Origin of the sequence: Neobacillus driksii (assembly GCF_013409995.1) — a bacterium.
GTDB classification, from domain to species: domain Bacteria; phylum Bacillota; class Bacilli; order Bacillales; family Cytobacillaceae; genus Neobacillus; species Neobacillus driksii.
Genome location: NZ_JACCBX010000008.1, coordinates 164827 through 186403 on the forward strand (window position 1 = coordinate 164827; position 21577 = coordinate 186403).

Sequence of the window (21577 nt, forward strand, 5' to 3'; positions counted from 1 at the left end):
TTTTCTATATGATATTAGCACAATATTTATCGTTTCACAATAAATAATTATCCTTTTTTACAACATTATTATTGTTAATATCCATAAAAAGAGCATTTCTTATGACAAAGAAATGCTCTTTAACTTTAACTATTCAATTTATAACTGGATTTTATCCCTTATAAGCCTTCTGTAATTCTGTAAGATCAAATTTCTTCATTTTAAGAAATGCTTTCGTTAGACGCTCTAGTTGCTCAGGTGTCCCCTTGCTCATCATTTCATCCATCTGAATTGGTACAATTTGCCATGATAGTCCAAACTTATCTTTCAGCCAGCCGCATTGCTCGGCTTGAGGAACTGCAGAGAGCCTTTCCCAGTAGTAATCAATCTCTTCTTGTGTGTCGCAGTAAACCATAAATGAGATTGCCTCGTTAAAATTGAATTCATGCTTGTGCGCACTGTCCATTGCGGCAAACCATTGATTTTCTAAGCTAAAATCAGCGAACATGACTGTTCCTTCTTTATCCGGTTCCATGCCGTTAGAGTACCGGACAATATGTCCCAGCTTTGCATTTTTAAATACTGATAAATAAAAATTAATCGCCTCTTCTGTTTTGCCGCATTGATCTCCCACGAACAAAAGTGACGGCACGATTGTAGGGTGCTCTTCACCTTCTGGATTGGTAAGCATTAATTGCCAAGATAAACCATATTTATCCTGAATCCAGCCAAATTTCTCACTAAACGGATACTTATCAAGTGGCATTAACGGAGTGCCGCCATCGGACAATTTGTTCCAAACCTCATTAATTTTTTCACTTGCGTCATTTTCTCGTGATGGGTCAAAATTAACAATGAAGGACACAGATGGATTGATTTTGAAATATGGGCCTGCACTGATTGCCATGAACCTTTGCCCCCAAAGCTCAAACGTTACGATATCGGAGTCGCCTGATGGTGTGTCGTGGATGGTTTTTACATCCGTAATTTTTGAATCCGGGAATATGGAAACATAGAACTCAGCGGCTTCTTTTGCCTCTTTGTCATACCATAAATGCGGTACAATTATCTGTTTTGAATTTGACATGGGTAGTTCTCCTTTATTTTTTAATAATTTTTAGACAATATGAGTATGACCTATTTTCGTGTATTTGTAATCATTTCACAGATATGTTCCCTTATTCGATTACTTAACTTTCTATAAATAGCAGGGGATTCTATCCTTATGGAAATAACCTCTCCGACGTGCGAGGTGATAAATATTTTCATTTTCTATAATATTATAGTTTAGTATAGGACAATCCTGATAGAATGAAATAAGTTGTAAAAAGCCATAAAGGGGAAAGATATGAATGACAGAAGTAAAGGATTGGAAAAATGGTGCCCACGGGCATAAATTTATAGCTTCTTTTAGCGGAGGAAAGGATAGTGTCTTAGCTCTCTATAAAGCTATGAAGGTTGGAGAAGCAATGGGTCTTATTGTTATGCTGGAGGAAGAAGGGAAACGTTCCAGATCTCATGGAATGCCCCCGGAGCTCATCCATGCCCAGGCTGCCTCGATAGGTTTGCCAGCATATACCGCTGCTGCCAGTTGGACAGATTATGAAACTGTATTTATGGGTTTATTAACAAAAGCTAAAGCCCAAGGAGCAGAGGTGTTAGTAACAGGAGATTTGGATATACCTGAACATGGCTGTTGGCATGAAAAGGTTGCGAACAATGCTGGTTTAAAACTTGGTATGCCTTTATGGGATATGAATCATCGTGAAGCTGTCGAAGAATTCATAAATCTTGGATTTACAACAATCATTGTGACAGTTAATTTATCATTGGGAATGCGAGAAGACGACTTAGGGCGAACCTTTACCCACGAATACGTGAAGGAACTTGAAGCACGTGGTATTGACCCCTGTGGAGAAGGCGGAGAGTTTCATACAACCGTCATAGATGGACCCATTTTTAAGCACCCTATTCCAGTTCGTAAGGGAGAGATTATTAAAAACGGAGAATATGCCTTTTTGCCTTTGGAGCTTGATCAGATTTAGCTGGATGGATTTAGTTTCTGACTCATCACCAAGATATAGAAGATCATCTTATTACAAATTAAAAGAGTAGCTTTTTCTATTCGTTACCAGCTTGCTACTTTTCAAGCAAGAACGGGTACGATTAACCTCTATTCGTTACCGCTAACACCCTTTTTTAGCCTGAGTGGGCACGATTAGCTTTATTCGTTACCGTTAAACTCTTTTTCCAGCCTGGGCGGGCACGATTAGCACTTATTCGTTACCGCTAACCCCGTTTATCCAGAAAAACGGGCACAAATACCTTTTTTGGGAAAAAACCTTCTATTCCAAAAATACCCAGTCAATAATTTGGCTGATCTCTCACAAAACCTACGCACATGGATCGGATCGTCACAAAAAATTTAAAACCTTAGTCCGCATACAAAGGGCTAAGGCTTTTCCTATGTTGGATTATATTAATCTAGTAGAACGAGTCGATAGCCACGGATCAATCGCAAACGCAAACTGGCCGGTTAAGCAAAGGGATACATGCCCTGCTTCCACATGCTGATAGGTTTTATCTACACTTGAAATAAGGTCCATGATAGGAAGGCTTTGTGATTCTAGCACTAATTCATCCCGAGTGGATGTGATCACCAATGTACTGCATTTAATATTGCTTAAATCCACCTTCTGACCGCCAATCTTCATTTCACCTTTTACAAGTTTGTTATCTTTGTATAAATCATTCATCATTTGCTTAAATGCAGCACCTGAAAATGTAACGGCATCCTTCATCCATTTGTCCATATTCCGCCACTTATCAACATACTTTTGATCGTGAGCACGGGTGACTAGATTTACTGTTGGTCCAACGTTAAAGCCTTGAAGCGCCATAAAGATTGCATATAAAAACTCTGATGGAATAACCTCGTAAGCATCTGCAAACCGGTCAAAATTTAGTGTGCCGTTTTGAAGTGCTTTCACCCATTTATTCGGAATAATGGCATTGCTGTAGTCAATTGGAACTGCAGCCAGAATGAGATTTTTGATTGGCAAATCTGTTAGTGATGTTAGCATTGCCGAAAGCATACCGCCAATACAATACCCTACCAAAGATATCTCTTTTGCAGCTGAATGCCTTATGGCTCGTTTTACTGCAACTTCCAAATAGTCGATAAGGTAGTTATCTAAAGTGAGATCCTTGTCCTCCAAACCAGGTGAACCCCAATCTAGCAAATAGACATCGTAACCCTGTTTTGTAAGGTTGCCAACCACACTTCCCTCTTCAGAGATATCAAGAATATACGCTTTATTTAATAGAGAATAAACCAAGAACAGTGGCGTACTATACTTCTTCTCTGGAGCAGCGTGATACCACAAAACAGCTTTACCTTTTTTCCAAACCGCCTTTCTAGGTGTTGATTCAATATCAGGCTTCGGTTCGCTCAAAACTTTATAAATATTATTCCACCGCTTCTTCTCACTTTCAAGATTGAGAACAGGGATATTTACTAATGATTTAACCGCCATCATTTATTCTCCTTCACCTTTATTTGGCTACTAGAACTGGTTCTTCCTTATCTTTCTGCAAAAGCTTCTTCATCTCTTCAAATTCATTTTTCATCTCAGATAGTGCAGCAAGCTCCTGTGAAGTTTTTTGCCATTCAAAGTGGATATGTTTGGTGAATTCTAGTATTTCTCCAAGCACCTTATTTTGCTCTTGTGTTGCTAACGCAAAACTATCTTGTAAATTCCAGATTTGCTCTTCAAGAATATCGATCTTTTCTTCCGCTTGCATCGTTTGTTTGACCGCATTGGCTACATCATTTTTTGTTGGTAGATTCATATAACTTGCCATTAGTTCTCGGTTTCTTTTTAACAACTCAATATATCTAGAATTCGCCTCTATGCCCAACTTCGTCACTTGTATTAATGGATTGTTATTTATCGATTGAAATAATAAGCCATTTAATCCCTTTTCCAACATTTCACTTAATTGCCTAAAAGAATCGTAAGGATTCATTTCTGACACTTCCCTCACCTCTGTTTAATATTGTGTACTACAACCCTCTATTTGCGATGTAAAATCCATTCTCCTTCCCAATGAATGAATACTCATTCATTACTAATTACCTGTATTTTACATCGAAAAATAGTCACTTACAATAGGTGAAATTGAAGATTCTGAAAACAAATAATAGATTTTTATCTGCTTATGCTAAATGTTTTCTTTACAAAGTGACCGATTTCTTTCACAGCCTTGTTCGCTTCAGGTAATCCAGCACTGATTTGCCATACATGCCACATACCCTTCCAGACTTTGAAATGAACCTTCACCCCTGCCTGACGTGCTTTATCCGCCAGCATTTGGGCGTCACTTAACAAAATTTCAATACTACCCGTCTGGATAAACATTGGCGGAAATCCACTAAGGTCTGCAAAAACAGGAGAAATTAGGTGATTGTCAAGAGACTCACCCCCTGCATATTGCTGAGCTGTTTTTCGAACAAGATCGGACCTCAAATACGGATCTTTTTCACTGTTTTCCTTGTAACTTTTACCAGAGCTCGTTAAATCAACCCAAGGGGACAAACATACTAACGCTGCTGGAAGTGGATTATATTGGTCTCTAAGCACATGAGTGGCCGCCAACGATAAGCCTCCTCCTGCTGAATCACCGGCAAAGATGATATTGGAAGAGTTATAACCCTGCTTAAGTAGCCAGCGATAGACAGTAAGAGTATCTTCAATCGCTGCAGGAAATGGGTGTTCAGGCGCAAGTCGATATTCCGGCAGGAGGACTTTTACACCTGAATCAATCATGATTCTCGCAGCCAAGGTTCGATGGGTATCCGCAGAACAATACAGATACCCTCCTCCGTGCAAGTAAAGAATCACCTTTCCTTCCACACTTTGATTGTTGGAAATCCACTCTGCGTAAATTCCTTCAATCTCAATCTGTTCCACCTTACAGCCCTTTGGGAGCTTGGAGAACTTCCGAGCAAACGAATCAATGACCTGCCTGCTTTCACCCACTTCCTTTTCTTCCAATTTCAGTTTCTTTGCCCCTGCCTTAATACCTTTTTTTAAAATATAACTACTAATACTAGGCAAAACAATCCTCCCCTTCGGTTTTTAACAACCTCGAATGAATTATTTGTAATCGTCTTTACACCCAATTTTACCAAAAACTGTTTTCATGGGAATATTCACTTTTGACAATATTTTGTAAGAATAATTTATACTTAATCCAAGTTCATTTCATTTAGTATTTTCTTTAATTGAATTAACTCCTCTTTTGACAAGGTAATCCCTTTGCCCATTTTCTCATGTGTTTGGTCCCAATCCCGCAAATCATATTTTGGCTCGCGGTCATTCCAACTGATCAGATTTAGTTCCTTGTTCCATCCCTTTGCACCTTCTGATATAATACCCACGGTTTCTACTATTTCATATTTCAAATTCGCCATAATTGCACCCCTCTTATTTTCTATAAATTAATCTTCCCTTTTAAAAAAAATGTAAAAGGGCTTTCCAAAGGAAGCCCAATTTGTTTCATTTATGATTAGAAAATATTAGCCACTTAAACGCGTTTCAGCAATAAAGTTAGAGACTATAAAAAATTAATGGAGGTGAAAGTCAACGATGATACTATCCTCCATGCCTATCTTCTTCAAATAGGTGACAATCTCCTGGTGTGCGGGATGGGGACCATAGTGGTCCAATGAAGCTTTGTCCTCAAATCTTACCGTCAATCCGATTTCATACCCTTGACTTCTATTAGAAAAATTAAAGCCCTGTTGAATGTCCAGAATACCTGGAATCATATTTTTTAACTGTAAAGTCCTGCGAATAAGTTCTTCCTTTTGTTCTTTCGTGGTTTCAGGTGAAAATTTTATTAGGACAATATGTTCTACCATTATTGAACTCCAACTTTTCGGTTTAGAATATCTTTGTCAAAGCCTGCAATTTGCTTGTACTTACTCGCAATTTCTTCTAATTCACGCTGAGAAATAACATCGTGTAGATTCACGAAACCATTTGGAGCCCGATCTTCTACAATTTGCATAACTTCTTCAGGACCATTCTTTCGATTTGCAAAAACAATCTTGGAAGTTGGTTCTAGTCTCGCATCTTCATATGCTTTCAATGCCATTTCGGCGCTGTGATGCACCAGTATGGCTTGTCCTAAAGCATCTGCATCGAGAATTGCCTGCGAAGCACCATTTGATCCAATTGGATACATAGGGTGGGCTGCATCTCCAAGTAGCGTTACCCGGTCAAACGTCCATTGAGGCAGAGGATCCCGATCAACCATCGGAAATTCAAACACCGTATCCGTCTGCTCAATTAATTTTGGCACATTGAGCCAGCCAAAATCCCAAGATGAAAATGCTGGAGCAAATTTCTCTTTTTCGACTTTCTTGTTCCAATCCGCGCGTGACGGCATTTCATCTTGGACTGTTAGCTCCGCAATCCAGTTGACGAGTGAACGCCCTTTTGCAGCAGTTTCTAGACACACCGGATACGCAACAAATTTTTGGTCTTGGTAACCTGCCATAATCATGGACCTACCTGTTAAAAATGGAGTAGACTCTGTCATACCACGCCATAAAATCCGACGGCTAAATTTGGGTAATCCTTCATCTGGATAGTAGAATTTCCGCACAGTCGAATGGATGCCATCGGCTGCAATCAAAATATCTGCGCTATACGATCCTAACCTTTCCCCTGTCTTTCGATTTTCAAACTGAGCTGTTACTTTGTCACCCATTAACTGAAAATATTTTAAATGATGTCCGGTAAATACAGCATTTGCTCCCAATTGTTTTTTAACAGCATTTAGCAGCAGCATTTGCAGACGTCCTCGATGTATCGAGTATTGTGGCCACTGGTATCCAGCGTCTACTCCCCTCGGTTCCTGCCAAATATTTTTCCCGAATTTATTTACATAAATAAGTTCTGCTGTTCGTAAACCGATTTTATGAAGTTCATCAGCCAAACCTAATTCTGTCAAAACTTTAACCGCATGGGGTAGTAGATTGATCCCTACTCCAAGTGCCGTTATATTTTCCACACTTTCAAAGACTCGCACTGACACGCCAACGCGTTGAAGCCTGAGAGCAGTCGTGAGCCCTCCAATGCCGCCTCCAACAATGATTGCACTTTTAACTTTAGACAAATCCATCCCTCCAAGAAGCAAAAGATTTTAATATGTATTTCGTTAATAGATTTTTGAACTATTCTTAATTTTACAATAGTAGACAAATATTTCAACATTAATTTGTTATCTTCCAACTTTCGCTTCAACCGATAGGTACCAACTCTTACTCTCGTAAAAAATAATTCTAAGAAAAATATCCGATTTTTAAAAAAATGATGGTCATTTTTATTTGTTGTGTTATATAATAACTAATAATAATAAATCTGTTATATAACATTTAGAAAAGAGGTAATGGAGATGAACAAAACAGATTCAATTGCAAGGAGAATTCTAGGTTGGAAGTTAAATCGGTGGGATCGTTGGTTTGATTATGAAAAGGGTGTTTTCATTCATGATTCGGAATTTCAACCTGAGGATAACCTTGAACATGCGATGTTGATTGTTAAAAGGCTGGAGGAATTCGGGTTTACTTTTTCTACAGCTGGAGAATCTGAAGTCAGTTTCAATAACATTCGCGCGAAAGGTGAAACATTAGCACAAGCCATAACTAATGCAGCCTATTCCATCATTGAACAACACTCCGTTGCCACCACCACTAGAATTTGGAGCACCTTGTGCTAACAGATTTGTAAAATTCCTCCATTTTAAAATATCAATCTACTAAAGCCTGTAGCTATGATAAAATCTAGTAAGATATAATACACCTGAGAGGAATAAACAACGATGATATACGTTTGGGCAATGATAATAAGTGCGGTAGTAACCATTCTTTTTGATATGATTTATTCCAAAATTCAACATGAGCGAGAAGTAGAAAAATCGTGGCAAGCTTTGAATGATCAGCTGGAACGCGAAGGAAAACCTCGTTGGGATCAAATGAACCATGATGATGAAGGTAAATAAAATGCAAAAAGAGTCCCAAGACACTTTATGTTTTGTCTTAGGACTCTTTTTAATTTATTCTTTCTCACCGACAACAGTAAATCTTTCATTAAGGTGCTTTGGCTTTTCAACTTCATCTACTAATGCAATGGCAAAATCTGCATAGCTGATATAACTTTCCCCTGTGGAATTAACAAGAAGGTGATCCTTCCCTGACTGATAAGATCCTGTTCTTTTACCTTCCGCATTAAATACAGCCGAAGGACTAATAAATGTCCAAATTAAATCATTTGTATTTTGTAATTCTTGCAGGTTCCTTCCTTGTCCGTTAGCTGTTGGTTTAACGAAATCCGGAAATTCAGGAGTATCAATCAATTTTAGTGTTTTGTTCTCGTCGACAAAAAGACTTCCTGCTCCTCCAACAACTAATAATCTTGTTTTTGTTCCTTTTAACGCCTCGATTAACGCATGACCCGCATCCACATGAGCTTGTTCCTCTCCAAGCGGAGCTCCAAAGGCATTTACAACAACATCAAACGCAGTTAAATCATCCCCTGTTAAATCGAATACATCTTTCTCAATGACATCTACATTTTTATCTTGAAGTTTAGAAGCATTTCTTACAATCGCTGTTACGTCATGCCCTCTGCTTACTGCTTCTTTCAATATTAGACTTCCTGCTTTACCACTTGCTCCAACTATTGCAATCTTCATTGTGATTCCTCCAATTCATTATTTACTTGTTGCTTTTTTTATTACTGGGACAACCTTAGTTGCTAATAATTCAATGTTTTTCGCTACTTTATGATAAGGTAACCCGCCTATATCCACTTGAGCTAGAAAACGTTTATGACCAAAAAGCTCATGCTGATGAAGAACCTTCTCCACAATTTGCTGTGGACTTCCTACGAGTAAAGCGGTATTAGGACTTGCCATATGCTCAAAGTCCGCCCTTGACATCCTTGATCCCATCCCTCTTTGACGATTCACATAGGTCCAATAATTTGAATAGTAAGGGAAGAACTCGTCTTTGGCTTGCTGAGTTGTTTCAGAAATGTAGGCATGACCTGTTACAGCCACTTTTAAAGCTTCAGATGAATGACCTGCTTCCATTCCCGTCTTCCGATAAAGATCTACCAGCGGTTTGAAACGCAATGGATCTCCGCCTAAAATAGCCAGCCCCATTCCAACCCCAAATTTCCCGGCACGAACGGCACTCTCAGGCGTCCCGCCAACACCAATCCAAATCGGTATTTTTTTCTGTATAGGTCGTGGTGAAATTTCTGCATTTCTTAACGGAGAACGAAAATTACCCGACCAAGTGACTCTTTCATTTTTGTTTAGTTGCAAGAGCAATTCCATATGTTCTGTAAAAAGCTCATCATAGTCGTTGGTACTGTATCCAAATAGTGGAAATGATTCAATAAACGCTCCCCGGCCAGCCAAGATTTCTGCACGTCCATCAGAAAGCAAATCCAAAGTCGCAAAATCTTCGAATAAGCGCACAGGGTCAAGCGTACTTAACACACTTGTCGTACTGGTTAGTTTAATGTGTTTTGTTGCTTGTGCAATAGCAGCTAAAATGACCGCAGGAGAAGAAGAGGCATAATCCAAACGATGATGTTCTCCTACCCCTAAAACATCCAGACCAGCTTCATCAGCAAGTTTTGCTGCTTGAATCATTTCATTCATTCGCTGTTTGGGTGTTATAGTTTTACCCGTCAAGGGATCCGGACCGATATCAGCAAGTGTATAAATTCCTATTTCAATGCCAGTATGATTAGTGATAGACATTCGGAGTCCTCCTTATCTTAAACTGCTAACTCGACTTGGTTTCCCGAAGGGTCATGGGTGATAAATGCATTGTTTACTTCCATCACATTTGCACCAATTGCTTTCAAATTAGATACGCATTTGTTACGAGCTTCTTCATTCGGTAAAATGAGTGTAAACGATTCTAAACCTACACTATTTACGGCTGGAGTTGGTGCCCCTGCACCGTTCCATGTATTGACCCCAATATGATGATGATACTTTCCAGCGGAAAGGAACAGTGCCTGCCCGCCATATCGATTGACCACATCAAATCCAAGTCCTTTTACATAAAATTCTTCTGTTTTCCTTAATTCAGAAACATGTAAATGAATATGACCCATTACCGTTCCTTCTGGCATTCCCTGCCACGTTTCACCTGATTTAACAGTTGTTAAAAGATTTTCAAAATTTAGTGGATCCACCGTCATTGCTACTTCTCGGTCTTTCCAGCTCCATTCAGAAGAATCCCGGTCGATATAAATCTCGATACCGTTTCCATCTGGATCATTTAAATACAATGCCTCACTTACAAGGTGATCGGAAGACCCAAATTTTATCCCCTTGTTCACCAAGTGAATCACAATTTTGGCTAAGTCCGGTCTTTCTGGTAGCAGGATAGCGAAATGATATAAGCCAGTTGTTCTTCCCTGTTTCGGAATGACATTGTCAGGTTGTTCAAGTGATAAAATGCTTGTTCTTCCATCACTTGTTAGTTTTACTGTTGAATTGGTTTGTTCTAAAATATCAAAACCAAGAACATCTTGATAAAATTTTAATGAACGTGCTAAATTTTCTACCTTTATTTTGACATGCCCCACAAATGTTGTTGGTTTAGTATGAAATCCCATAAAAACCCTCCTAAAATCATTTTTCTTATGAAAATTTGTCAGCTGCAAAGAAAATATAAGTTAGTTACTTTATGTAAGTAAGTATATTAATGTTATTATATACTGTCAAGTAACTAGATTTACTTTTATTAACGGATGACATTTTGTGGTATACTATTTATAAGAGAGGTGTAATGTAGAATGAAACAACCTACTATATGTCCAAAATTTGAAAAAGCCATCTCCCTACTTAGTCAAAGATGGAGTGCATTAGTTATTTATCAACTATTATCTGGTTCGCAGCGGTTTTCTGAGATTCAGTCTGCTATTGGCATAAGTGGAAAAGTATTATCCGATCGTTTAAAGGATTTAGAACACCAAGGAGTAGTAAAACGTGATGTAATACCCGAAACACCAGTGATAATTGAGTATTCATTAACAGAAAAAGGTCGTTCACTCGAACCGGTCTTACGAGAAATAGAAAGCTGGTCTCAGCTTTGGGTCAAACCGGAAGGTGACCTATCCTAAATGCTGACCTATTATGGAAGAAAACAATAAACCGAAAATGACATTTTCAAAAAAAAGAGCAGGATACCTACGTAAGGTTCCTGCTCTTGTCTATTTCGTTTAGTCAATGCTTTTAAGCAAATTTTTAAAATAGCTCTTCAGCTAATAAGGTATAAGACCGGATTTTGTCCTGAAAGTTATTGATATTTGTAATAATCATGAACTCATCGGTTTGGTATTTTTCACTCAACCGTTGAAGTTCTGTTTTGACCTTCTGTGGGGTACCAATAATCATCCGTCTTCTATTGTTCTGTATCTTCGTTCTTTCATCGGCAGTTAAGGTGAGTTCCTTTGCTTCTTCGACCGATGGAATCCTGGTTTCGATCCCCTTTTCAACACCAAGCAGCCATAAATCCTGACTCACCGCTAATTCTTCCGCTTCTTCTTGGGTTTTGGCACATACCACAAATACACAAACATTCGTTTTAGGTTCTTGTAAAAAAGGCGATGGCTGAAAATGAGTGTAATAATAGTCCATAGCCCGGAGACCATTATCCGGAGTAATGAAATGTCCATATGTAAATGCCGTCCCATGTTCCGCAGCTATCCTTGCCCCTCGATGCGTAATGCCCAGAATCCACATTTCCGGTAAACTTTCTATAGCAGGATAGGCTTTAACATCATGAAAACTGTGCTCATTTGGTAGTTGATTTAGCAAAAATCCCTGTAAATCTTGAACCTGTCTAGGGAATTCATTCATGCTTTTGCGCAGCCCATCGGTTAACGCCATCCGTGTACTCGGGGAACCGCCAGGAGAACGCCCCACTCCGACATCGATTCTGTTTGGAAACAGTGCCTCTAATACCTTGAAGTTCTCGGCAATCTTATAAGGGCTATACTGCGGGAGCAGGACACCGCCGGATCCCACGCGAATTTTTTTAGTATTTGAAGCGATATGAGAAATCAGAACCTCTGGTGAGGAACCAGCGATTCCATTTGTATTATGATGTTCCGCTACCCAAAACCGTGTATATCCCAGCTTTTCTGTTACTTGAGCAAGTCTTACCGTATTTTGTAAAGCAGTGCTTGCTGAATCCCCTTTACTGATGACTGATTGGTCGAGAACACTTAATTTCAATGAATCCCCTCCACCATTTTAGTTTTTTTCAGTCAAAAAACGAGCCTTAAGATAATAAGAAACCCCATCTTCATCGCATGTGAATTCAGTAACGTCATCTGTGATTTCTTTAATTCGATCAGGAGCATTTTTCATGGCGACCGAATAATGAACGAGTCTCAGCATTGGCAGGTCATTATCACTATCGCCTATTGCCATTGTTTCTGTCTCTGACAAATTAAAGTGTTTTAACATTTGCTGAATCCCTGTTGCCTTATTCACGTTAGCTACCATGACCTCGACGTTATGATTAGACGAAATCGAGGTGGTAAAGTCTATTTCCTTCTTTAATTGTTCTAGTTCTTCTTTCCATCGATTGATATGTTCTTTTGACTTAGCAAAGAAATAGAACTTAGAAAATTCATGCCCAACAATCTCATCAACCCACATAATTTTCTCTTTAATCGCTTCTTTCCGGGAAAGCCACTCATTGATGCCGACTCTTTCGGGCTTTGGTTCTGTTATCTCATTTTCAACATAACTTTGATCCTGTTTTAATGTGATACGGTCATATCCATACGGAAATAATTCGTAATAGACTTTGCTTTCCCTTGCTCTTTTAATTACTTCCTCCACCAGGTTAAGCGGAAGAGAATGTTTAAAGATTACCTCATTACCAACATATCCGGCCATTCCATTTGAAGTTACGACTCCATCTACTTCAAAACCTGCCGGTACAATTCCCTCGATTTCATCAAACGCTCTGCCGGTTGCGATAAAAACATATATCCCCTGATTGCGCAGCTGTTCAATGACATCCTTCGTATGTATACTTACCTGATTTTGATGATTTAAGATCGTGCCATCCATGTCTAAAAAAATCACCTTTGGTTTAAAGTCCATCTGTATTCCCCCTATGATCTGAAAAAGTTCATTAAGTAAGTATACACTTTGGCAATACCCGAAACAATTTAGAAAAAAATAACTACTACAAGCAAAAAAATGAGTAAGGATGGAAGTCCCTACTCTTCAGCAAACATTTTATTTAACCAGCATTTCGGTATCTTCAGTTTTGACCAGTCTATTTTTCCAATTTCGTAACCATGCGATCATTATTTCTTTTAATTCAGAATCAATAGGTTGTTTCAGTGATTTTTTATTATTATTCATGATTTTGCTGAAGCTGAATTCCACATCTGTTTTCGAAGCATATGAGTCATGTCTTGTATAATATGCGTTTCACATTCCCCCTGAACAAGCCTCTTTATCTTTTCTAAATCACTAACCTTTACGTTTACATCCTTTGTACCAGTTATAGCAAGAACAGGACAAGTGACATTTTGCAGCGGTTTTGATACGTCAAAATGTATATGCTCTCTATTCCATTTCGCATTGATTTTTTTCCCTTTATACTTTATAACCGGCTCATCTGATGCAAGTAGTGCCTGTATTAAGTCTTCATTCTTTTTTGTAATTTTTTGATCTACTTTTAATAATCGAATTATCCATCCTTGAAATCCTTTTACAGATCTTACATCCTTGATTATTTCCTCGCGTTGCCAGGTCAAGGTTTCTGATAACGGTTCAGCTGTACCTGCAAGAAGAATCATTCCATCTACTGAAACCTTTTCATTCACGAATGGTGCGATAATACTTCCCTCACTGTGGCCTAGTAAAATCACATTCTCTGAGTCTATGTTTGGATGCTGTTTAGCAAATTCTACTACAGCCTGTGCATCGTTGATTAAATCGTGCACGCCCATTTCATAAAAGTCCCCTTTACTGGCACCTATCCCCCTTTTATCATACCGAATACTGGCGAATCCTTCTGCCACCACTAGATCACTTAATTGCTTAAAGATATTCATAGGCATGCCTTTAGCATTCGAATCTCGATCCGTTGGACCACTTCCATGTACCATAACAACCAAAGGGTACTTTTCATTTGACCCTTCTGGAATCGTTAAGCTTGCCGCTAACGGAAATTCTCCTTCTATCATCACTTCCATCTCTTTACCCATCACTCGCATCATCCTTATACATTTCATTTTAAAATAATCAATTACAGATAGTCCGTCTAGGGCAGGAAAATTGTTCATCATTTTTTTAAAAAGATTCTATAAGAATTTATTCCAAGAGTGCAGCCAGTATGAATGGAAGCCATGGATTGGTATGTCTGTTTAAAAAACTACAAAAAAAGACTATTGAAATGTTTTACAAATCAATAGTCTTTTAGAGTTGACATACCATTCCTAAACGCTCTTTGCATTTGTCGCAAATGCTGAAATTTTTCGTTTCTTTATCATCTGACGAATATTGGAAATGCTGAAGATTACTAAAGCCAGCCAGATGAATGAAAAAGTAACCGCATGATCCTTCGTAAACGCCTCTCCATAAATAAGGACTCCAAGCAGTAAACTGATAGTCGGAGCAATATATTGTAAGAAGCCCACTAGGTAGAGTGGAATCTTTTGTGCTCCAATCCCAAACCATAAAAGCGGTAAGGCTGTAGCAATACCCGATCCTAGTAAAAATAAATCATTCTTAAGAGACCCGGTTGCAAAGCTATGCTGACCATTTACACCTAAATATGCTATAAACAATAAAGCGAACGGTACAATAAACAAGGTTTCCAGCAGTAAGCCTAAAATCGAATCTACTTTTATTAGTTTCTTTGACAGGCCATAAAAACCAAAGGATAAGGCTAATATTAGCGCAATCCATGGGAAAGTTCCAAGCGATAGTGTCATATAAATTACACCGATTCCGGCTACCACAAATGAAACTGCCTGCCATTTATTCATCTTTTCACCTAGTATAAAAACCCCTAACAATACCGCAACAAGCGGATTGATAAAGTAGCCTAAGCTAGCCTCCACGATGTGGTTCGAATTCACCGCAAAGATATAGACAAACCAGTTAATACTAATTAATAGAGAAACAAGGAAAAGTCCCAGCCATGTTTTTTTCTGCTTCATTTGAACTTGGAAAAAGTTTTTTAATAGTTTTCGCTTCAAAAGACCTACAATCAGTAAAATGAAAACAAACGACCAAATGACCCGATGCGCTAAAATCTCAAGCGCTGAAACTTGGTCAATAAATTTCCAGTAGATCGGTAAAACTCCCCAAAATATATACGCACCTGCAGTATAGTAAATGCCTTTAGTATTTTCACGTTCCATCTCTGTTTTTCACCTAGTTTCTGTTTTATCGTAGCTGGTAACTCATAAAAAACACATGTAATTATATCACACTATTCTTTTTATGCCAGGATTATAATACTTCTCAATTACTGTAAATGTACTATTACCAATGAATCATTAACAGGAAGTATCTTCATGTTAAACTTTATGGGAATGTTTTTTACCAACAAATACATAATTTTTGGACGAGCAAGAGGAGAGGATATATGTGAAACGACATAGCTTTTTGTTATTGCTGCTCATTTCATTTGTCCTATCGGCATGCAGTAATGAAAAAGAAAATGCGACTACAAAACCTGTTGTGAAGCTAGACGTAGAAAAGCAGGAAACTAGGTTAAAAGAGGTAGAGAATATAAATTTAGAAATATCTAAGGAAACTTTGATGAGTTTGCCATCTGGGACGTTAATGGCAGATCTATCATATGAAGAAGATATTGAAGAGATTGGCAACGATATTCCTGAACTCGATCCTAATATTAAAAGCCAATTACCATCACAGCTGGAACAATTGACAAAAGACTCTGATGATCTGGACACTATAAAAAAAGGATTGGTAGGCCTGCTTGCCAGTCCCCACTATAAACAGGTCATTGAAAGCAGCATCGCTTATCAACCTAATTTTGAAGAACCATACCTGCCGGATCCGACCAGGTCTGAGGGTGACGAAGAAATAACAACTACCAAAAAGGCAATTATCCTACTCGATGCCAGTTCGAGCATGCTGCTGCAATCAGGTGACAGGGTAAAAATGGACATTGCCAAGGATGCTGTTAAAAGCTTTGCGCAAACCATCGGGCAATCTAGTGAGGTTTCTCTCGTAGTCTATGGTCATAAGGGTTCAGAAGCAGAAAAAGATAAATTCGAATCATGCTCTGCAATTCAGGAGCTTTATCCAATGGGAAATACTCCAAACAAGATTTCCAGACAGCAGTTGACTCATTTGAAAGTAAAGGTTGGACACCACTCGCAGGTGCGATTCAAAAGGCTGCAGAAATGAGCAGTAATTATCTGGAAGGCACAACGATTTATATTGTCAGTGACGGAGCAGAAACATGTGACGGGGATCCTATCCAAGCCAGCAGACATTTAGCTGCAAAAAACAGTAACAATACCGTCAACATCATCGGCTTTGACGTTGATGGCAATACAGAAGACCAATTGAAAGCTGTTGCTGAGGCAGGAAATGGCGAGTACTTTAAAGCTGACAGTCCAGAAGAATTGAGTAAAACGATCCAAAATGAATGGCTTCCCTCCACACTTGATTTGGCATGGGCCTTTACCATGGCACCTGATGGTTGGGAATTAGGTGATGAGTACAAAATTGGGGAACAGTATCCATTACAGCTATGGACCATCGGCCGACGCGAGTCACATCGTTTAAGAGATGCCATTACCATAATGGGTGAAAATAATTGGATTACCGATGAACAGGAAACAGAACTAAGAGATTGGGCAATGGAACGTAGTGACGCTATAAAAGAATTCTATATTTCAATGGCTAAGGAAAATCGAGATAAAGCCGATGCCAAAAGCAAAGAAATTCGGCAAAGAATCGATGAATGGGTTGCAAAGATGAAGGAATTGAAACAACAGCGTGGAGATATTTGGTAGGAAGTGAGTAAGATTTTTTTAGAGTAACACAATGAACCTGGTAATAACATACCTTTAGTAGGTAAGGGAGGACAGTAATTATCTGTTCGCCCTTACCATTTTCAATTGAGTTTTCTACTATTATTACTTGTAATGAACATGTAAAAGATTCCAGTCAGTGTTTGAGTTAGTAAAAATATCGGAAAAGAATACGACAAATGATAGTTATTTTGATAGGTAAGAATATGGAGGAGTGTAAATACCCATTGGACAGTAATACCAATCAAAGACCAAGCTGTAATATAAAAGATAAAAGTAATTTTATTAATCTGTAACACATGATAAAAATACATAAAAAAGTAACCAAACGGTGCAAATAGCGAATAATAGAACAGGTCAAATAATTCATAGTGGTTCGTATCATTTTGCTTGTAAAAATCTACCAGACCTCCACCAATCGTAAAATCAAACAACATACCGGTAGATACACCTGCAAGTACACTTATAAATGCTACTTCCCTACTTAGTTTTTTCGGTAAAAATGTCATTAACGAGTAGCCGATCACATTCATGACGATGAGGGATATTTCATTTAGGCTAAAGTTTCCAATCCAAATCATTTAATTTTTAGCTCCTTTTAAAACAAATGAATTGTAACAATATAAAATAAAATATCCTAACAAATGTAACAAGATATAATATAGATAATCATAAATTAAATTCCATTGATGAAAATGGACCACATCAAAACTTAGGAGAACGATTTTAATTAAAACTAAAACAAAGGAAGAAATAAGGATTGCAGAAATTTTCATAACTATCGACGAGTTTCTAGGTATACTATTCATGCCAATTACAATATAGAATGGAGTAATAAAGGTGCGATGAATAATATATGCAGAAAAATTTAGTGGAACATTTGAATATGTAATATATTTTAGTTCATCATTTGTAATCCAACTCCGGTTAATATCAATAATAAATATGAAGAAAATGATTGCCGAAATTTCGATTTTTGAAAATGGTTTCTTCATAGCGTAAAGGATTGTAATACCTAGCCACGCTAAATAGATAATGATTGATAATGCCATCGTACATCCACCTCTTTTTTCTTTCATCACCTACATTTAAGCTTTGAATAAATGAAATCATTTATTCAATTAAATGCCAATTTTATTTTTTTGACGTTTAAGAAATTCTGAAACATCGGATAAACCCATGTTCTTGGTAGACAAAACTCACATTAATAAAAAATGACATATGTCGGTCCATATGTCATTTTCCCGGATGAATACCTTAATGGGAGTACTTTTCTGCTCTGGATTTGCGAATATAATGGATAATAAATGTCACTATAAATGATAAAACCAAGAAACCGATAAAAATTTCGTTTGCAATGTGAATATCCACGAGGGTTAATCCCATTTTGATCGCAATAAAGGTAATCAAAATATAGGCAGTTGTTTCAAGCTCAGGTACTCTGTCCATTAATGCAATGAAGAAGGTTGCCACACCCCTCATGAGTAGGATTCCAATCATACCTCCAAGTAAGATGACCCATACTTCTTCAGAAACGGCAAGTGCTGTCAAAATACTATCGACGGAAAAGGCTAAATCCATAAGCTCTACAGAGATTACCGTGGCCCAGAAGAAACCAAATGTCTTTACCAGCCATCCTTTTGGTTGTACCTGTTCCTCTCCTTCTCCACCTTCCTTTTGAAGCAGCTTGTCCTTAAAGAATTTAACAGCAAGCCACAACAAGTAAAGTGCCCCGATTAATTTAATCCACCAGAGTTTTATTAAAAATGTTCCCAATCCGATGAAGATAAAACGGAATAAATAAGCTCCCCAAAGACCATATACTAAGGCTTTCTTTTGCTGCTCTTTTGGTAATGGTCTTACAAATGCAGACAACACTAACGCATTATCCGCAGATAAGATACACTCTAGTACGGCTAACGAAAGTATTAATCCCCAAGCTTTTGGTGACGTTAAAACCTCCGCCCACATATGCCAATCTAACATCGAAGCGTAGGTTGATACAATGCCTTCCCACATTATGCATTTCTCCTTTAAGTTTTACAGTCTACGTTCATTATGCATTTCTTCTTTACCATTTAGTCACTAGGCTCAGTCCATATTTTCCAGCAATTTATTTAATTTTTTGAGACCATTGATGATTTCGTGCAGCGATTGGTCTGTTTCCCCTTGAATGGCTTTTGAAATTTTCTGGATCAATTCTGAATTGATCTCCTCTACCACACTTTTGCCCTTATCTGATAAAGCCACCTTTACCACTCTTTCATCGCCTTCATCTCTTACACGTGCAAGGAGTCCTTTACCTTCAAGCTTTTTGCACATGGTTGAAATATTGGTTCCAGCAATATGCAGCCGGGTGGCTAAAGTGCCGATTGTGTGCGAACCATGCTGCTCTATTTCTAGAAGAATTCTCCCTTGCAACGTGGTAATCCCATGGTGATCACATAGTGTGCTAATTAAATTACTAGTTCTTTCATTTATTTGCCTTGTATAGCTCCAAAGGATATTTTTAAAATTGATTACATCCATGGCTACCTCCTTTAGATATAATTCATAATATATATAATCTATATATATTATAGTTCATAATGTTTTCTTTATCAAACTGTTATGTTATCAACACTTTTCTAAAAAATGGGCAATTTATTAGCAATGTTATGGAAACACTAACTGAATATGTATAATCACGATATTAGAAGGAGGTAGATGTTTTGGAACATACGTGGCTCTCTCTTTTACCATTTATCATCGTAATTGCCATGTCCATCTGGCTAAAAAACATCTTACCGGGTCTAGTCGTTGGACTTGTGGTTGGTTCTTTGATCTTCACATCGGATTTATTAGATGGAACGATTCAAAGTGTTTCCTATTTGGTCACCACCCTATCAGATGAGACCAATATAAAAATTATTGGATTTCTCTACTTGTTTGGCGGTCTGGTGGGAATGATGAACATTTCTGGAGGGATTAAAGGTTTTTCAGAATGGGTTGGCACGAAGATAAAGAATGAACGCGGACTTCTCTGTTTGATCTGGCTGACTCTCCCCTTTACTTTTATGATGCCGATGTTTCGAATTATGATGACAGGTCCTGTCGTCAAATCTCTTGCGAAAAAAATGAATGTCTCGAAGCAAAAAGTTGGATTGACGATGGACATATCAACGGAATCCGTCATCGTCCTCTTACCAGTGGCGACCGCGTTTGTTGGGTTTATGGTTTCTTTGGTAGAAGGCAGTATTCGGGATTTGGATTTTGGCATGTCGCCCTATGAAGTATTCTTACTAAGTATTCTGTTTAACTTTTTTGCGATTACCACGCTGATCATCGGATTAATTCAAACCTTTTGGAATCGTGATAAGAAGGATTCGAGCGTAAAAGGTGTTCAAGAGCATTTAGAAGAGGAAGAGCATGAATTTCACCGCATTGGTATTAAAAAAGAATTGTCGATGGTAAAAGCGCAGCCATGGAACCTGATTGTGCCAGTATTCTTACTGTTAGGATTGTCTTTGTACTTATTATGGCAGGACGGAAAAAGTAAAGGAGCAAAAACCGTATTCGATGCCTTTTCTATCGCAGACGCCACCTTTGTCATGCTATTAGCGGTTTTTATCACACTGATCCTATCCTTCATTTTTTATATTATTAGAAGGCAGCACCTTAGTGAGTTATTGTACCATTTTTATGATGGCGGGAATCAGATGATGGAAGCCATTAGCTTACTGGTATTGATTTGGTCATTAACCCTTTCAGCTGAGGACCTAGGTTTTTCTACCTTTATAAGTTCAACTTTAGGTGCCTTTCTACCAGCTTGGTTAACTCCGGCAACGATCTTCCTCCTCGGCTCAGTGGTAGGCTACTTTATTGGTTCCTCGTGGGGAACATGGGGATTATTTATGCCGTTGGGTGTTAGTCTGGCAGTCTCAACCGGTGCATCCATCCCGTTAACCGTAGGTGCTGTGTTTGCTAGTGGAGCCTTTGGGGCACTTGCCTCACCTTTAGGAGACACGACGATTACGACCGCTTCCATAATGGATTTGCCAATTGTTGAATACGCGCGATATAAATTGAAGGTCTCTGTCATAGGAGGAGTGATTTCAATCGTCTTCTATCTTGCGGCTGCCTTCTTTATATGACTTGTGATATGAATTAAGCACAGAAAACTATTAAAGGATTTGTCCTTTATATAGGGGATTAAGGACAAATCTCAGTATGCTACTCATTGATTTGTCCTTTATAGAGGGGCTTAAGGACAAATCTCGGTAAGCTACTCATTGATTTGTCCTTTATATAGGCTCTTAAGGACAAATCTCAGTATGCTACTCATTGATTTGTCCTTCATAGAGCGGCTTAAGCACAAATCTCTGTAAGCTACTCATTGATTTGTCCTTTATATAGGGAAAGGTCTAAGAATTTTATAAACGAAAAGAAAAAACCACTCAGCGTGGTTT

The 21577-nt window shown here is 38.2% G+C and carries 24 protein-coding genes; 6 read left to right on the forward strand and 18 right to left on the reverse strand.

Translation table 11 applies throughout. The annotated features are described in order from the left end of the window. Nucleotides 1-151 precede the first annotated feature (151 nt). On the reverse strand, nt 152-1066 hold the full coding sequence (locus F4694_RS18845; RefSeq protein ID WP_179600773.1) for a VOC family protein: 915 nt from the start codon (nt 1064-1066) through the stop codon (nt 152-154). A gap of 265 nt (nt 1067-1331) precedes the next feature. Between F4694_RS18845 and F4694_RS18850 the strand changes: the two genes are divergently transcribed. After that, nucleotides 1332-2024, forward strand: a complete 693-nt coding sequence (locus tag F4694_RS18850) for a Dph6-related ATP pyrophosphatase (RefSeq protein ID WP_179600775.1) — start codon at nt 1332-1334, stop codon at nt 2022-2024. A gap of 429 nt (nt 2025-2453) precedes the next feature. Here the strand turns inward: F4694_RS18850 and F4694_RS18855 are convergent, their stop codons facing one another. The 6 genes from F4694_RS18855 to F4694_RS18880 all read right to left on the reverse strand — a co-directional run bounded on the left by F4694_RS18855 (nt 2454) and on the right by F4694_RS18880 (nt 7173). Next, nucleotides 2454-3515 (reverse strand): alpha/beta fold hydrolase, encoded by a 1062-nt coding sequence (locus tag F4694_RS18855; RefSeq protein WP_179600777.1) that lies wholly within the window; start codon nt 3513-3515, stop codon nt 2454-2456. Nucleotides 3516-3534: 19 nt separating this feature from the next. Continuing rightward, entirely contained in the window at nt 3535-4017 is a 483-nt protein-coding gene (locus tag F4694_RS18860) for a hypothetical protein (RefSeq protein ID WP_179600778.1), read from the reverse strand. A gap of 173 nt (nt 4018-4190) precedes the next feature. Next, on the reverse strand, nt 4191-5099 hold the full coding sequence (locus tag F4694_RS18865; RefSeq protein ID WP_179600781.1) for an alpha/beta hydrolase: 909 nt from the start codon (nt 5097-5099) through the stop codon (nt 4191-4193). A gap of 131 nt (nt 5100-5230) precedes the next feature. Next, complete coding sequence (locus F4694_RS18870) at nt 5231-5455, reverse strand: YdbC family protein (RefSeq protein ID WP_179600783.1); 225 nt, start codon at nt 5453-5455, stop codon at nt 5231-5233. Nucleotides 5456-5608: 153 nt separating this feature from the next. Next, on the reverse strand, nt 5609-5905 hold the full coding sequence (locus F4694_RS18875) for a Dabb family protein (protein WP_179600785.1): 297 nt from the start codon (nt 5903-5905) through the stop codon (nt 5609-5611). Further along, nucleotides 5905-7173, reverse strand: coding sequence for a flavin-dependent oxidoreductase (locus F4694_RS18880; protein ID WP_179600787.1), 1269 nt, complete (start codon nt 7171-7173; stop codon nt 5905-5907). Before F4694_RS18880 ends, F4694_RS18875 begins: the two co-directional genes overlap by 1 nt. A 273-nt stretch (nt 7174-7446) precedes the next feature. On the opposite strand from F4694_RS18880, the gene F4694_RS18885 reads away from it, so the two are divergent. Next, nucleotides 7447-7770, forward strand: a complete 324-nt coding sequence (locus tag F4694_RS18885) for a BC1872 family protein (protein ID WP_179600789.1) — start codon at nt 7447-7449, stop codon at nt 7768-7770. A gap of 102 nt (nt 7771-7872) precedes the next feature. Further along, nucleotides 7873-8052 carry a hypothetical protein gene (locus tag F4694_RS18890; protein ID WP_179600790.1) on the forward strand — a complete coding sequence of 60 codons (180 nt, stop codon included), beginning with the start codon at nt 7873-7875 and terminating at the stop codon, nt 8050-8052. A 54-nt stretch (nt 8053-8106) separates the two neighbouring features. On the opposite strand, the gene F4694_RS18895 is transcribed toward F4694_RS18890, so the two are convergent. From F4694_RS18895 to F4694_RS18905, 3 genes are read right to left on the reverse strand one after another with little or no spacing between them, the layout of a single operon-like run. Then, nucleotides 8107-8745: an NAD(P)-dependent oxidoreductase gene (locus F4694_RS18895; RefSeq protein ID WP_179600792.1), complete on the reverse strand. Its 639-nt coding sequence runs from the start codon at nt 8743-8745 to the stop codon at nt 8107-8109. Nucleotides 8746-8763: 18 nt separating this feature from the next. Further along, entirely contained in the window at nt 8764-9825 is a 1062-nt protein-coding gene (locus F4694_RS18900) for an LLM class flavin-dependent oxidoreductase (protein WP_179600794.1), read from the reverse strand. A gap of 17 nt (nt 9826-9842) precedes the next feature. Then, on the reverse strand, nt 9843-10694 hold the full coding sequence (locus F4694_RS18905; RefSeq protein WP_179600796.1) for a VOC family protein: 852 nt from the start codon (nt 10692-10694) through the stop codon (nt 9843-9845). Nucleotides 10695-10874: 180 nt separating this feature from the next. Between F4694_RS18905 and F4694_RS18910 the strand changes: the two genes are divergently transcribed. After that, nucleotides 10875-11201: a winged helix-turn-helix transcriptional regulator gene (locus F4694_RS18910; RefSeq protein ID WP_179600798.1), complete on the forward strand. Its 327-nt coding sequence runs from the start codon at nt 10875-10877 to the stop codon at nt 11199-11201. A gap of 124 nt (nt 11202-11325) precedes the next feature. Here the strand turns inward: F4694_RS18910 and F4694_RS18915 are convergent, their stop codons facing one another. From F4694_RS18915 to rarD, 4 genes are all read right to left on the reverse strand, one after another. Continuing rightward, nucleotides 11326-12318 carry an LLM class flavin-dependent oxidoreductase gene (locus F4694_RS18915; protein WP_179600800.1) on the reverse strand — a complete coding sequence of 331 codons (993 nt, stop codon included), beginning with the start codon at nt 12316-12318 and terminating at the stop codon, nt 11326-11328. 18 nt (nt 12319-12336) lie between these two features. After that, on the reverse strand, nt 12337-13200 hold the full coding sequence (locus F4694_RS18920; RefSeq protein ID WP_179600802.1) for a Cof-type HAD-IIB family hydrolase: 864 nt from the start codon (nt 13198-13200) through the stop codon (nt 12337-12339). 263 nt (nt 13201-13463) lie between these two features. Beyond that, nucleotides 13464-14399 (reverse strand): alpha/beta hydrolase family protein, encoded by a 936-nt coding sequence (locus F4694_RS18925; RefSeq protein WP_257029304.1) that lies wholly within the window; start codon nt 14397-14399, stop codon nt 13464-13466. A gap of 150 nt (nt 14400-14549) precedes the next feature. Next, a complete protein-coding gene (gene rarD, locus F4694_RS18930) occupies nt 14550-15479 on the reverse strand; it encodes an EamA family transporter RarD (protein ID WP_179600803.1) in 930 nt (309 codons plus the stop codon). An 888-nt stretch (nt 15480-16367) separates the two neighbouring features. Here rarD and F4694_RS32320 point away from each other — a divergent pair. Further along, nucleotides 16368-17111 carry a vWA domain-containing protein gene (locus tag F4694_RS32320; RefSeq protein WP_257029305.1) on the forward strand — a complete coding sequence of 248 codons (744 nt, stop codon included), beginning with the start codon at nt 16368-16370 and terminating at the stop codon, nt 17109-17111. 101 nt (nt 17112-17212) lie between these two features. Here the strand turns inward: F4694_RS32320 and F4694_RS18940 are convergent, their stop codons facing one another. The 4 genes from F4694_RS18940 to F4694_RS18955 form a co-directional block, all read right to left on the reverse strand. After that, a complete protein-coding gene (locus tag F4694_RS18940; protein WP_218895743.1) occupies nt 17213-17710 on the reverse strand; it encodes a hypothetical protein in 498 nt (165 codons plus the stop codon). Further along, nucleotides 17711-18181 carry a hypothetical protein gene (locus tag F4694_RS18945; protein WP_179600805.1) on the reverse strand — a complete coding sequence of 157 codons (471 nt, stop codon included), beginning with the start codon at nt 18179-18181 and terminating at the stop codon, nt 17711-17713. Nucleotides 18182-18386: 205 nt separating this feature from the next. Continuing rightward, nucleotides 18387-19148 (reverse strand): TerC family protein, encoded by a 762-nt coding sequence (locus F4694_RS18950; protein WP_179600808.1) that lies wholly within the window; start codon nt 19146-19148, stop codon nt 18387-18389. Between the two features lie 72 nt (nt 19149-19220). Then, on the reverse strand, nt 19221-19658 hold the full coding sequence (locus F4694_RS18955) for a MarR family winged helix-turn-helix transcriptional regulator (protein ID WP_179600810.1): 438 nt from the start codon (nt 19656-19658) through the stop codon (nt 19221-19223). 182 nt (nt 19659-19840) lie between these two features. Here F4694_RS18955 and F4694_RS18960 point away from each other — a divergent pair, with 182 nt between their 5' ends. Beyond that, nucleotides 19841-21262, forward strand: a complete 1422-nt coding sequence (locus F4694_RS18960; protein ID WP_179600811.1) for a Na+/H+ antiporter NhaC family protein — start codon at nt 19841-19843, stop codon at nt 21260-21262. Nucleotides 21263-21577 lie beyond the last annotated feature (315 nt).

Bases quoted from the DNA above. Each gene is read 5' to 3' on its own strand.
- F4694_RS18885 (WP_179600789.1), top strand. From the start codon at position 7,447: ATGAACAAAACAGATTCAATTGCAAGGAGAATTCTAGGTTGGAAGTTA.
- F4694_RS18880 (WP_179600787.1), bottom strand. From the start codon at position 7,173: ATGGATTTGTCTAAAGTTAAAAGTGCAATCATTGTTGGAGGCGGCATT.
- F4694_RS18850 (WP_179600775.1), top strand. From the start codon at position 1,332: ATGACAGAAGTAAAGGATTGGAAAAATGGTGCCCACGGGCATAAATTT.
- F4694_RS18875 (WP_179600785.1), bottom strand. From the start codon at position 5,905: ATGGTAGAACATATTGTCCTAATAAAATTTTCACCTGAAACCACGAAA.
- F4694_RS18910 (WP_179600798.1), top strand. From the start codon at position 10,875: ATGAAACAACCTACTATATGTCCAAAATTTGAAAAAGCCATCTCCCTA.
- F4694_RS18920 (WP_179600802.1), bottom strand. From the start codon at position 13,200: ATGGACTTTAAACCAAAGGTGATTTTTTTAGACATGGATGGCACGATC.
- F4694_RS18900 (WP_179600794.1), bottom strand. From the start codon at position 9,825: ATGTCTATCACTAATCATACTGGCATTGAAATAGGAATTTATACACTT.
- F4694_RS18905 (WP_179600796.1), bottom strand. From the start codon at position 10,694: ATGGGATTTCATACTAAACCAACAACATTTGTGGGGCATGTCAAAATA.
- F4694_RS18870 (WP_179600783.1), bottom strand. From the start codon at position 5,455: ATGGCGAATTTGAAATATGAAATAGTAGAAACCGTGGGTATTATATCA.
- F4694_RS18925 (WP_257029304.1), bottom strand. From the start codon at position 14,399: ATGATGAACAATTTTCCTGCCCTAGACGGACTATCTGTAATTGATTAT.
- F4694_RS18950 (WP_179600808.1), bottom strand. From the start codon at position 19,148: ATGTGGGAAGGCATTGTATCAACCTACGCTTCGATGTTAGATTGGCAT.
- rarD (WP_179600803.1), bottom strand. From the start codon at position 15,479: ATGGAACGTGAAAATACTAAAGGCATTTACTATACTGCAGGTGCGTAT.
- F4694_RS18855 (WP_179600777.1), bottom strand. From the start codon at position 3,515: ATGGCGGTTAAATCATTAGTAAATATCCCTGTTCTCAATCTTGAAAGT.
- F4694_RS18940 (WP_218895743.1), bottom strand. From the start codon at position 17,710: ATGATTTGGATTGGAAACTTTAGCCTAAATGAAATATCCCTCATCGTC.
- F4694_RS18890 (WP_179600790.1), top strand. From the start codon at position 7,873: ATGATATACGTTTGGGCAATGATAATAAGTGCGGTAGTAACCATTCTT.
- F4694_RS18845 (WP_179600773.1), bottom strand. From the start codon at position 1,066: ATGTCAAATTCAAAACAGATAATTGTACCGCATTTATGGTATGACAAA.
- F4694_RS32320 (WP_257029305.1), top strand. From the start codon at position 16,368: ATGCTCTGCAATTCAGGAGCTTTATCCAATGGGAAATACTCCAAACAA.
- F4694_RS18955 (WP_179600810.1), bottom strand. From the start codon at position 19,658: ATGGATGTAATCAATTTTAAAAATATCCTTTGGAGCTATACAAGGCAA.
- F4694_RS18895 (WP_179600792.1), bottom strand. From the start codon at position 8,745: ATGAAGATTGCAATAGTTGGAGCAAGTGGTAAAGCAGGAAGTCTAATA.
- F4694_RS18945 (WP_179600805.1), bottom strand. From the start codon at position 18,181: ATGGCATTATCAATCATTATCTATTTAGCGTGGCTAGGTATTACAATC.